This window comes from Rhizobium sp. BT03 (assembly GCF_030053155.1).
Taxonomy (GTDB): domain Bacteria; phylum Pseudomonadota; class Alphaproteobacteria; order Rhizobiales; family Rhizobiaceae; genus Rhizobium.
In genome coordinates, this window is record NZ_CP125640.1 from 4,436,238 (window position 1) to 4,448,102 (window position 11,865).

Sequence of the window (11,865 nt, forward strand, 5' to 3'; positions counted from 1 at the left end):
GCATGCTGACAGGAACTGTCAGCAACGGTGGGAGATAACCGGGACCCGCGGGTTTTGGGGCCGGTCGCCATTTCGTCGGAATATCAGGCTATGCGCCCCGGACGCCTGGGCTTCAATCCCGCCCCAATCGGAGCAAGCCCCGAGATGAAGCCGCATCAACGCATTTTCTTCATTCAATTTGCCGTGGCCCTTTCCGTCGGTGCGTTTCTTTCGCGGCTGCCCGACCTCCAGCGCAAGTTCGGCCTTGCTGAAGGAGAGCTCGGCCTTTTGCTCGCTGTCTTGTCCTTAGGGGTTCTCTGCGGCCTGACCTTCTCGGTGAAGTTCATCGAGAGGCTCGGGGCGCGCAGAACCGCCTTCGTCACCGTCTTCGGCGCGTCGCTGTTTTTGGCGCTGATCCCCTGGATGCCCTCGGCTCCGCTGGCGGTGCCGGTGTTCTTCATTGCCGGCATTTTCACCGGGGCATTCGAGATCAACGCCAATATCGAAACCGATCGTCATGAGGCGCTGCTCGGATACCGCATCATGAGCCGGGCTCACGGCATGTGGAGCCTCGGCTTCTGCCTCACCGCCCTTGTTGCCGCCGGCATGCGGCAGGCTGCCGTCTCCATCGAACTGCATAGCGTCATCACTCTCGTGATTGTCTTGATTGCCGGGTCGATCGTTTTCTCCGGGATCGAGAATGCGCCCAAACGGCGTGACGCTCATCCAGGACATGCTCCGCTGATCGCCTTTCCCACCATCGGGCTGCTGCCTCTTTGCCTCGTCGGCGCAGCGCCGCTTCTTGCCGAAGGCGCAAGCGTCGATTGGTCGGCGATCTATATGCGGGACGTTTTTGCAGTCGAACCATTCGTCGGCGGGCTTGGCGTGACCATCTTCTCCCTGCTGATCGCCATCGGGCGTCTCGGCATGGACCCCGTCATCGACCGCTTCAATCCGCGCCCGGTGGCAATAACTCTCCTTGGGATCGCGGCCATCGGTGTGGTGACGGTTGCGACGGCGACGCACCCTCTTGCCGCGCTCGCAGGCTTTGGCCTGACGGGGATCGGCTGCTCCTCGGTCTATCCGCTTGCCATCTCGGCAGCGGCCCGACGTAGGGATCGACCCGCAGCGGTCAGCGTTGCAGCACTCGGGCAGACGACGTTTCTCGTGTTTTTTGCCGGGCCGCCGCTGCTCGGATTCGTTGCCGAACACGTCGGCATCCGCTTTTCCTATTGGGCAGTCCTCCCTGTTCTCGCCGCCGCACTTCTGCTCACCAGGGCGCTTGCCGCTGATCCTGCGCCGATCACAGGCCAGCCCGACCCGGTACAACCACACGGTTGATACGCCGCATCGGCCCGTCCGCTGTCGCGGAGCGTTCATATCCGCAACCGGCAGGAGGTGGGTCACCGGCTTTTGCCGGCGAATAGGGGCGGGATCGATGTATTTCCTGTCGTGTCTAAGTATTATTTGTAGTCATATGAAGTATAGCTCGTATGGGTGATGACCAGCGTCGCGCGCCGATGTCAACTCTTTGGCGAATGATCTTGTTGTTCAATCACTTGCGGGTGCGGTTCATCTTCTCCGAGAGAACCCGGTTCGGATAGCGAAGCCTCAGCCTTTCCGGCTCGTAAAACCTCTGTTTTGCAGGATTCGCGATGGCTGTGTCCGGCCGCAAGGGAGGCGCGCCTGCAGCCTGTCTGCGCCTCGATTTCGACAAATTGCCGCCGCCAAAATGCCAGTATTAGTTGTTTCTAAATCACGCCATAATTGGCATCTACGTTGCCGCGCCTGTTTTATTCTTCGCCACATTTCGGAATTTCAGCGTTATACAAACAATGGTGGGTAACTATGAAGGTTATTCTCGTCATCGTCCTCACGGTGCTTGCCGTGCCCTGTGAGGCGGACATGCTGGGCACGGCATCCAAGTATAAGAGCATGCACGAACGCTCCATCTCCTTCCTCAGCATCAATCCCCGGAAGGTATCGTGGTGCGGGGCATTCCTGGCCTTTGTCGCCAAGCGATCTTCGCGGCAACCGCCGCCCAACCCCAACATGGCGGCGTCCTGGAGGAAGTTCGGCAAGCCGGTGTTCTTCCGCGCCGCCAGGCGAGGGGATGTCGTGGTGATCCGCACCGGCAGGCGCTTTCATGTCAGCCTTTTCGATCACATCGACCAGCGCCGGCAGTACGTCTACCTGTTCGGCGGCAATCAATCCAACCGGGTGCAACTGTCCAGGTATCGCGCCAGCTCGGTGGTGGCGGTGCGGCGATGATGCCGGCTTGTCAGGCCGAGTGAGCATCGGTGGCCGGTGGCCGGCCTCGTCCTTCGAGGCCCCTCCGGGGCACCTCAGGATGAGGGCGGAGAGAGGGTGCGGCTTGCCTCGCCCGCAGACATCACGGCTCATCGGCAGCGGATACTACACGGCACGGTCCCCGCTCAGCCTCCCGCAACGCGGCACTACGATCAGCCCTCATCCTGAGAGCTTGTGAAGCTTTTGAATCTTGTGCGTTTCAGGCCAGTGTTGGCTGGTCTTGGCTGGCCGATGCCATCGAGCGTTAGCCGATTACGCGGTGCGTTTTGATGGTCGCGTGTTGGCGTCAGGGTGATTGCCCTGGTTTAGCCATTGGCAAGCCGATGGCCTTGCAGGATATTGTTGGTGAGTGCGTAGCAGAGCACGACGGCCTGGACCTTTTCGATGCCGCGCACCGTCAATTGTCGCAGATTCCAGTTGCGCCAGCGGGCATGGATGCATTCGCAGATCGAGCGGGGTTTGTACTGAGCCTTGCCCGTCTCGCTTCCCATGCGGGTCCGCCAGGTTGACACACCCGCACCGTCGCCGCGCCGCGGCAAGAAGGGATCGGTTCCGTGTTTGGACTGCGTGGGCGGACAAAAGACCTCGACCCCTTCGCCGTGCGCCCACTCGATATCTTCAGCGCTGCAAAAGCCGCCATCGGCGAGATAGCGGCGCGGCAGATGGCCGCTCAGCGCGCGCAACCGCTCCAGCATCGGCCGCATGAGGCCGCGATCGGAGCCGGCATTGGTCACCTCGAGCCCGACCACGAACTGCTCGCCGGCGGTGCTCGCAACCTGCACATTATAAGCCGGACGGAAGCCGCCGTCGGCCATCTTCATCACCCGCGCCTGCGCATCCGTGCTGGAGGCGCGCGGCTCCTTCGGCTTTTTGCCATTGCCGCGCTTTTCTTCGCGCGCTTGGCGATGGCGCTGAATCTCGTCAAGAGCGGCCTTGGCTGCTCTGAGCCGCTCGCCGCGCTCACGCGCCGCTCGTTGCCTGGCAGCCTCGATGCGCCGAGTGCTGGCATCCGAACGCGCATCGACCTCGCGCTTGAGCTGATCCACAACCGCCTCGGCAATGGAAAGATGCCGATCAAGCGTCGCCTTGCGGCCGAACGAGGCGGCACCCGCGCTCGCCCGGACCCGCACGCCATCCTGCGCCAAATTATCGAAAGCGACGAGGCCGGCATCGGCAAGCGCCGCCAGATGCTCGGCCAGCAGCCGGTCGAGCAGATCGGCGCAACCAACCCGAAAATCCGACAGCGTGTGATAGTTCACCGAGACGCCGCCGCACAGCCAGCGATAGACGTCGTGGCTCCCGCACAGCCGTTCCAGCGCCCGCGCACTGCCGACGCCATCGCTGCTGGCATAGAGCCACAGCGCCAGCAAAAGCCGTGGCGAAATCGGCGGATGGCCCGGCCGCTGCTCACGCGCTTTGATCCGATCTTCAAGCGCGCTCAGATCCAGTCCCTCGACATAGCTCCAAATCACGCGCACCGCGTGATCCTGGCCGATCAAGCTGTCGATATCCACGGCACGCAACTCGATCTGATCGCGCACCGGCTCGCGCATGCGCGCCGCCCCGCGCCCCGCCTGAGCACTGCGCTGCGATCCATGCACCGGCAATCCTTCGAACAGCTCGTCGCTCACCATCATCCCCCAAGCAAATCAACCACCCAACAGAATCACAATCCCATCGACACCGCCACAAAACATTCACAGGCTCTGAGGTGCGCAGGCCGAAGGCCGGAGCCTCGAAGGGCGAGGGCGGGTGGCTCGGCATTTACAGCCCCATCCATTGCAGAGGACACTTCCGCGGCCGGCCTCGTCCTTCGAGGCTCCTGCGGGGCGCCTCAGGATGAGGGCGGAGGGAGGGCGGCTTGCCTCGCCGGATGGTGCCGCGGCGTGCCAGCGCCGGACTTTGCAGGGCTGTGGATCGGCAATGGACGCAACGGGGTTAGCGCGGACGGGAATTGCCGCTGACGCTCCTGAACGCCGCGATGATGCTCTCCACCGCCAGTTCTGCCTCATCCGATGTCGTCTGGAAATTGGTGACGGAGAGGCGTAACACATCGCGGCCGTGCCATTTGGCGCCGCCGGCGAAGATCAGGCCGTCCGCCTGGATCTTTTCGATCGTCTTTCGGGTCAGGGCATCGCCTTCTTCTTCAGGGCGGCCGGTCCCGAAGCGGATGACGAGCTGGTTCAGCGTGACCTCGTTCAAAATGGCGATGCCGGGTTCGCGGGCGAGCAGGTCGGCCACCAGCCGCGCCGAGGCGCAGCACTGGTCGATGAGGGCGGCCACACCTTCGCGGCCGAGATGTTTCAGCATCGCCCAGGTGGCAAAACCGCGCGCCCTTCTGGATAGCTCGGGCACGTAATGGGAAGGATCGCGTTCACCTTCGCCGGCGAGGGGCAGATAGCTTGCGGCGATCGTCATGGCGCGGCGATGGGCGATTTCGTTGCGGACGATCGCATAGCCGCAATCATAGGGCGTCTGCAGCCATTTGTGACCGTCGGTCGCCCAGCTGTCGGCGGCTTCGATGCCGCGGCTGAGATGACTGGTCTTCACCGACGCCTGCGCCCAGAGGCCGAAGGCGCCGTCGATATGCACCCAGGCGCGCCGCGCCTTCAACAGCGGAATGATGGCGGCGAAATCGTCGAATGCGCCGGTATTGATCTGACCCGCCTGGAGAATGGCGATGATGGGACCAGAGATCGTATCGAGCGCGCCCGCCAGTGTGGCCGGGTCTATCCGTCCCTCCTGATCGGTGCGCACGCGCAGCACGCGATCATGGCCGAGGCCCAGGAATTGCAGCGCGGAGAACACCGTCGTGTGAGCGTCGTCACCGATCAGCACGGTGATCTCAGGTGCGCCGAACAGGCCGTTGGCATCGGCATCCCAGCCGGCTTGGCGCAGCACCTCGCCGCGCGCGGCGGCAAGGCAGGTGAAGTTCGCGACCGTCGCGCCCGTGACGAAGCCGACCGAGCATTCTGCCGGCAGCTTCAGGAGATCGAGAAGCCATCTCGCGGCGACGGTTTCGACGGCGGCTGCGGCCGGGGCGGCGGTATGGTTTCCGGCATTCTGGCCCCAGGCGCTGGTGAGGAAATCGGCTGCGACGCCGACAGGATGGGAGCCGCCGATGACCCAGCCGAAGAAGCGTGGGCCGGTGGTTGCATGCAGCCCGGGTTCGGCGTCATTCGCCAACTGGCTGATAACGTCAAGCATATCGGAGCCGGCCACCGGCAGCGGCTCGTCAAAGGAGGCAAGCGAGGTTGCATAGTCGTGAGCGGGCATATGGCGGGAAGGGGCTGCTTGCCGAAACCCCGCTGCCAGCCGGGCGGCTTCCTGAAACAGAGATGCAATTGCCGACATGCGGATCCCCCTGCCGCCGACCGTTCGCCCTGGACGCCCCTCGACGCAAAGCTGTCGGTGCAGGCAGTCTAGCCGATATTGCCGACGCTGTCTTGGCAGCGAAACTAAGATCGATCCTGGGCGCCGCGGAACCTTGCAGCATGACGGCGCCGCATAGGCATCCATCAAGGCGACCCCGGTAAGGCGGCATTGATGTAAATTGCGTGAGCTCCAGCGGCGCATTGACGCTTTCCAGTCCGAAGCGTGCGACCGCCGTCGCTGACGTGCGTCTCGCCTTTACCGGGATGGCCAAGATAAATCGAGCAGTGCGGGAGATGTTTCCTGAAGCTCGCCAATAAATACATAATTCCATGCTGTTAATTTCTGAATTTTATTGGTTGTATTTAAAATCTATTGCCTTTTGTCTAAGTATCATTCAATGATGTGGAAATATCAATCGCGCTACTGCCAAGGACGCTCTGCCAATGAGCGAGGGATATGCACTGAAGTATTTCGTTCTCTATACGCTGTTGTGCATGATGGTAGGGATAGTTCTTCTCGCCATTGTCCAGCAGGTTGCACCCTTCAAGATGGGCACGCGGAGCGACCAACCTGGCTGGTCGGCGACCGGGGCGAGCGAGCAAGCTGATGACCTGGTTGTGGGGTCGACCCCTGACCCGGCGACCAACCCACCAGCCGTCCGGCCACGCGATCAATGGGATCTCCGGCCGACGAACCAACCGACGGTCGGACCGTCCGATCAATCGGGCGTCCGGAAAGGCGGCCGGGTCGGAACTCCCGCGCAGTAGTGGGCGCTGGCGCCCGTTATTTTGGGTGTGGCACTTCTCCTCATTCTGAGTTGCGGCGCCCGAAAGGGCGGAGCGTCGAAGGACACTCTTCAGCACTACCCCCTGCATTCTTCAGCTGGCCGCGCACCCGCCTCGTCCTTCGATGCTCTTTACGAGGCGCCTCACGATGAGGCTCTCGTAGGCGTTGCCGTGAGGGGTGGCGCAACAGGAGCCGGAATCGAAGTCGTCACCGCCGCTTGCATCGGCCCGAGCCCTCTGCAATGACGATAGCCAAGATATCCCGGGAGGTCTCCGAATGGATGCAAGCGGCGTGACGATCAGGCATATCCAGCCAGGCGAGGTGGAGGCTTTCCGGCGCATCCGTCTGGAAGCGCTTCGCACCGAACCTTCCTCCTTTGCCAGCCGCTACGAAGACTGGGCGGCTCTTTCCCTCGAGGAGTGGCGCAGCCGCCTGAGCGAGCCGGTTTTCATTGCGTTTCAGGATAATGAGCCCGTCGGCATAATGGGCCTGGTGCGGCAGCGGTCGAGCAAGATGGCCCATCGCGCGACGATCATCATGGTCTACATCGGAAGGAGCCTGCGCGGCACCGGTCTTGCCGGGAGGCTGCTCGATGTTGTTGCCGATCATGCGCGCCATATCGGCATCCGGCAGCTGGAACTCTTCGTCAGCGCGGAGAACCCGGCGGCGATCCGGTTCTATCAGCGGCAGGGCTTCTCCGAGGTCGGCAGGATTCCGGCCGGGGTTCTGGAGGAGGGCAGGGAGATCGACGACGTTATCATGGCCTGCCGTTTGGTCGATTAGGCCTCGCGCGGAATTTCAGCGCAACCGCTTTACCTCCTCTATTGACCTCAAGCGCGGTTGGGGTCGCAGGATGCCGGCATGAGGCTGGAGGTTTGCCGTGACGAAAATTCTGAGAGATGAGGATCTGGTCGGCAGCGCATTGATGCGTGTTGCCATCGATGCGCTTGAGACCGCTTTTCTCGCGAGAGCCGGCAATCGGCTGATCTCTCCGCCCAGGCATCATGTATCCTTTCCCAGTCGAGGCGATCTCGTCTTCACCGTCGGCGGTATCCTCGGCGACAAACCGCTCGCAGGTTTTCGCGTGTACGAAACATTCGACGGGGTGGAGCATTCGCAGATCGTCGCGGTGTGGTCGGCCGACGACGCCAGGCTCAAGGGCATCATTCTCGGGGAGCGCCTCGGCAACCTCAGGACCGGCGCTATCGGAGGTCTCGCCGTCCGCCACCTCAGCGCGCCCAGTGCCAGGATCGTCGGAATCCTCGGCAGCGGAGCGCAAGCGCGAACCCAGCTTGCTGCGGCGGCGGCCGTTCGAAAACTGGATCGCGCCCGCGTCTACAGTCGCGACGAGAAAAATCGCGCCGCCTTCGCAAGCGAGATGCAGCATGCTCTGGGGCTGGCGGTGGAGCCTGTCGGCAGCGCCCGCGAAGCCGTTGATGACGCCGACATCGTCATCTGCGCGACGACGAGCCGAACGCCCGTCATTCATTCCGGCGATCTGAAGCCCGGTGTGCACGTCAACACCGTCGGCCCGAAAACGCTTGAGGGATACGAACTCGGCCTGGATGTCGCCGATGCCGCGGCGGTGATCGCGACGGATTCTCCCGAGCAGACCCGAGCCTACGCGTCGCCCTTTTTCCTCGCCGGCTCCGGCAACGACGATCGCATGGCCGACCTTGCCGACATCATTGCCGGGAAGTCGGTCGGGCGAGGATCACCTGCGGAGACGACGCTGTTTTGCTCGGTCGGCCTCGCCGGAACCGAGGTGGTCGTCGCTTCGGCAATCCTCCATAGGGTGGGGATGTCGGCGTAGGATTTGATTCAGGAACGGGATTTAAGCTTTTGTTTTGATGCGGGTTATCGTTGAGATCCATCAGCCGCCGGAGCACCCGCCCCGTCCTTCGAGGCCCTGCGGGGCACCTCAGGATGAGGCTCTCTTGGGCGCTGCGCGAGCGGTGGCGCAACAGCAGGCGCGAGCAAACCACGGTATTCCACCGCCTGTTATTGGGCGCGGCATCCGCCAACATCCCTCATCCTGAGGCGTGTAGCCCATAGGGCGAAGCCTTGAAGGACACGCCGCAACGCTGCTGCTTGCATCCATCCGCCGCCGGAGCACCCGCCTCGTCCTTCGAGGCCCCCTGCGGGGCACCTCAGGATGAGGCTCTCTGGGGCGATGCACGAGCGTTGGCGTAACAGCAGGTGGAGCAAAGCCAGGGTATTCCACGCCTGTTATTTGGGGTGCGGCATCCTCCAAAATCCCTCATCCTGAGGCGCGTAGCCCATAGGGCGGAGCCTCTAAGGGCATGCTCCAACGCTGCTCCTTGCGTCCATCTGACGCCGATACCCGCCTCGTCCTTCGAGGCCCTCGCGGGTCACCTCAGGATGAGGCTCTCTTGGAGGTCGTGCGCAACCAGAGATGCGCTTAGAATTTGATTCAAGGACGAGCCTCAAGCCTCTGTTCACACTGTCCGTTCACCCCAGATCCAGGACATCTCGCATGCCGTATTCGCCGGGTGCGCGTCCCGCGATCCAGCGGGCGGCGGCAAGGGCGCCGCGGGCAAACATGCCGCGATCGAGAGCCGAATGTGAAAGCGTTACCACTTCCTCGGCAGCGGCAAACAGGACGCTGTGTTCTCCAACGAGCCCGCCGGCGCGCAGGACGGCGAAGCCGATTTCGCCGGGCGGCCGTTCGCCTGTGATGCCGTCGCGCCCGCGCCTCTCGACGGAGGCGAGGGAAACGCCGCGGCCTTCGGCGGCGGCTTCACCGAGCATCAGTGCCGTGCCGGACGGTGCGTCGATCTTCCTGTTATGGTGGGCTTCGAGGATTTCGATATCCCAGCCCTGCGCGGGAAGGGCGCGGGCGGCCTGGGTAACCAGGCCGAGCAGCATGTTGAGGCCGATGGAGAAATTGCCGGAGCGCAGGATCGGAATCGTCCGGGCGGCCTCTGCTATCCGTTCCACTTCATCCGGTTCGAAGCCCGTCGCCCCGATCACCAGGGCCGGTCCGCCGGCCGAGGCGCACAAGCCGGCAAGTTCGGCGGCGGCATGTCCCGTGGTGAAATCCAGGATCACGTCGGCGGTTGCGATCGCGCCCGAACGGTCGATCAGCCCTTCACCGATGGAGCCGGGACGACCGATGCCGCCGACGACCGCAAAAGCCGGATCGGCCGCCAGCAGCGGCAGAATGGCGCGACCCATGCGGCCGTTCGCGCCGGCGACCGCTATTTTGATTGGTGATGTCACAGTCTTTCCTTGCTCAGGAGGGCGAGTGCGAAGGGGAGGAAATTTGTCGCCTTAGACGCAGATAAATCAGGGTGAGGGCGTAAACAACAAACACGACTGGTATTTCCGCCAAGACGGGAAGAAGAATTATCCCATCGCCAGGCCCGGGCTCTTCTCCTGGTGCCATCGCGGGCGTTGCCAATATGGCGAGCGTGATTGGTGAGAAAAACACCCATAGAAATGCCAATGCGTGCGGCAGCCATCTTTGTCGCTTCAGCATTCGAGCAATGAAGATCGCCGAGACAGGTATCAAGATGTTCAAAACAAAGGCAAACGAAAGCGCAAAGAATTCCGGCAGGATTGTCGGGTAATGCGGATTGTATTCCATCAGGTTTTCTCAGGGGCTGCTGTCTATGTCGGCCAATTTAGCGGCCCTGACGTTACCAGTTGCCGGGGTCGGCGGTGTGATCGATGCTGGCGAATTCATCCGCCTTTTCCCGATCCAGTTTCACCTCTGTGGTCATCCCTGTCTCGTCGGTGACCGCGTAGCGGTCGGGAACCGGTGCCTTTGATAGTTCCTGATACATAAGCAGCGCTGCTTCCTCGGCGGTATCGGCCTCGATCTCCCGGGTGAGGGTAACGGTGAATTTATGCATGGTTCGGCCCTTTCGATCGGCGCGCAGGCGATGCGCAGCTTGCGCAGTCTGACACGAGTTTTGTGGCAAGGACACAAAAAGCGTGCCGCTTAGAATTTGATTCATGCGATTGCTTCAGGTCTTTGTTTTTATGAATCTGTGTTGACATCGCGGGTGAGGCCGCACCGCGGCGTCCGGGCATAAACTCTTGTTACGCGACAACACCGGATTTCGTATCGGCGGAAGCGCTTACCAGAGTGAACTCGCCGTCGCAAAGGCGATAGAACCCGTCTTGCGGAACGGGCAGTTCCAGCATTTCCCGCTTTGAAAGGCCGCAATAGACACCGCGAACCAATCTGCCGAACAGTCCGTGAGAAATCGCAACTGTCGGTTCATGTAAGCCTGCGAGCCAGTCCTTCGCCCGGGCACAGGCAGAATCGAAGCCTTCACCGTCGGGAGATTTGAAATACCAATCAAAAGCGTCGGATCCGTCCAGCATTCCTGGAAACTCGTTGTCGATCTCGAACTTGGTCATGCCATCCCAACAGCCGATGGTCACCTCCATCAGCCGTGGTTCCAGATGGGCCACCAGTGGCAATATCCGCTTCACGCGCGCCGCAGTCTCCTGAGTGCGGCCTAGCGGGCTGACGTGAAATTGGAATGACTGCTCGCTACCTGCAACTTCCTTTTCCAGAAGCTTCGCAGCCTGGTCGGCCTGGTCGATACCGCGTTCCGTCAGCGATGAATCTTTCTGGCCTTGGAAGCGGCCCAAGCTGTTCCACATGGTCTCGCCGTGGCGAAGCAGGTAAATCATCAGCGTTGCTCCTGGCCGGCCAATGCAACAATGAGCGGGGTCTCCTGAACCGAGGAGAGCGGTTGCAGTAGCTTTGTCATGCTACAGATCAATGATGACCGCAATTGGCGCGATCCACGCGAGCCCGGTCTTCCGTTAACGGCGCTTTTGGTCACTCGGCAACGCGCGGCGATTGCCACCGGGAAATTGTTAGGGTGGGCTGGAGAAACCCAGTTTGCCTCTTATTTCACGGAGGAATCCGAACCGAAGAGCGAAAGGACCCGTGCAATGGCAAAGAACACGATCTGCGTATGGTACGACAAAGACGCCGAGGCGGCGGCCCGCTTTTATGCGGCGACGTTTCCCGACAGTGCCGTGGGGGCGGTCATTCGGGCACCGGGAGATTATCCGGATGGCAAGCAGGGAGACGTGCTGGTCGTTGAATTCACCGTGGCGGGTATTGCCTGTATCGGCCTGAATGGCGGTCCCGCATTCAAACACAGCGAGGCTTTCTCGTTCCAGATCGCCACCGACGATCAGGCGGAAACCGACCGCTACTGGAACGCCATCGTCGGCAATGGCGGCCAGGAAAGCGAGTGTGGCTGGTGCAAGGACAAATGGGGTGTGTCCTGGCAAATCACGCCGCGCGTCCTCTCCGAAGCACTGTCGGCAGGCGGTGGTGAGGCAAAGCGTGCTTTCGATGCGATGATGACGATGAGGAAGATCGATGTCGCAGCGATCGAGGCGGCCCGGCGCGGCTGAGGC

Annotated in this window: 11 protein-coding genes; 5 read left to right on the forward strand and 6 right to left on the reverse strand. The window is 62.0% G+C overall.

The genetic code is table 11. The features are described from left to right. The first annotated feature begins 144 nt into the window (after window positions 1-144). Together QMO80_RS21515 and QMO80_RS21520 are read left to right on the forward strand one after the other, a co-directional pair. Window positions 145-1,320: an MFS transporter gene (locus QMO80_RS21515; RefSeq protein ID WP_283198290.1), complete on the forward strand. Its 1,176-nt coding sequence runs from the start codon at window positions 145-147 to the stop codon at window positions 1,318-1,320. 507 nt (window positions 1,321-1,827) lie between these two features. Continuing rightward, on the forward strand, window positions 1,828-2,250 hold the full coding sequence (locus QMO80_RS21520; protein WP_116273726.1) for a TIGR02594 family protein: 423 nt from the start codon (window positions 1,828-1,830) through the stop codon (window positions 2,248-2,250). A gap of 344 nt (window positions 2,251-2,594) precedes the next feature. Here the strand turns inward: QMO80_RS21520 and QMO80_RS21525 are convergent, their stop codons facing one another. Both QMO80_RS21525 and QMO80_RS21530 read right to left on the reverse strand, forming a co-directional pair. Then, the gene (locus tag QMO80_RS21525) at window positions 2,595-3,926 is read right to left on the reverse strand and encodes an IS1182 family transposase (protein ID WP_283196684.1); all 1,332 of its coding nucleotides are present in this window, start codon (window positions 3,924-3,926) and stop codon (window positions 2,595-2,597) included. Window positions 3,927-4,227: 301 nt separating this feature from the next. After that, window positions 4,228-5,643: an aspartate aminotransferase family protein gene (locus tag QMO80_RS21530; protein WP_283198291.1), complete on the reverse strand. Its 1,416-nt coding sequence runs from the start codon at window positions 5,641-5,643 to the stop codon at window positions 4,228-4,230. 1,083 nt (window positions 5,644-6,726) lie between these two features. Between QMO80_RS21530 and QMO80_RS21540 the strand changes: the two genes are divergently transcribed. Next, window positions 6,727-7,233: a GNAT family N-acetyltransferase gene (locus QMO80_RS21540; RefSeq protein ID WP_283198293.1), complete on the forward strand. Its 507-nt coding sequence runs from the start codon at window positions 6,727-6,729 to the stop codon at window positions 7,231-7,233. Between the two features lie 97 nt (window positions 7,234-7,330). Next, entirely contained in the window at window positions 7,331-8,263 is a 933-nt protein-coding gene (locus QMO80_RS21545) for an ornithine cyclodeaminase family protein (RefSeq protein WP_283198294.1), read from the forward strand. Window positions 8,264-8,922: 659 nt separating this feature from the next. Here QMO80_RS21545 and dapB read toward each other — a convergent pair. The 4 genes from dapB to QMO80_RS21565 all read right to left on the reverse strand — a co-directional run bounded on the left by dapB (window position 8,923) and on the right by QMO80_RS21565 (window position 11,121). Continuing rightward, on the reverse strand, window positions 8,923-9,693 hold the full coding sequence (gene dapB / locus QMO80_RS21550) for a 4-hydroxy-tetrahydrodipicolinate reductase (RefSeq protein WP_283198295.1): 771 nt from the start codon (window positions 9,691-9,693) through the stop codon (window positions 8,923-8,925). Between the two features lie 13 nt (window positions 9,694-9,706). Beyond that, window positions 9,707-10,060: a hypothetical protein gene (locus QMO80_RS21555; protein WP_283198296.1), complete on the reverse strand. Its 354-nt coding sequence runs from the start codon at window positions 10,058-10,060 to the stop codon at window positions 9,707-9,709. Between the two features lie 52 nt (window positions 10,061-10,112). Continuing rightward, window positions 10,113-10,328, reverse strand: a complete 216-nt coding sequence (locus QMO80_RS21560; RefSeq protein ID WP_283200249.1) for a hypothetical protein — start codon at window positions 10,326-10,328, stop codon at window positions 10,113-10,115. A gap of 190 nt (window positions 10,329-10,518) precedes the next feature. Beyond that, window positions 10,519-11,121, reverse strand: coding sequence for a histidine phosphatase family protein (locus tag QMO80_RS21565; protein ID WP_283198297.1), 603 nt, complete (start codon window positions 11,119-11,121; stop codon window positions 10,519-10,521). Window positions 11,122-11,388: 267 nt separating this feature from the next. Between QMO80_RS21565 and QMO80_RS21570 the strand changes: the two genes are divergently transcribed. Continuing rightward, window positions 11,389-11,862, forward strand: coding sequence for a VOC family protein (locus QMO80_RS21570; RefSeq protein WP_283200250.1), 474 nt, complete (start codon window positions 11,389-11,391; stop codon window positions 11,860-11,862). The last annotated feature ends 3 nt before the right edge of the window (window positions 11,863-11,865 follow it).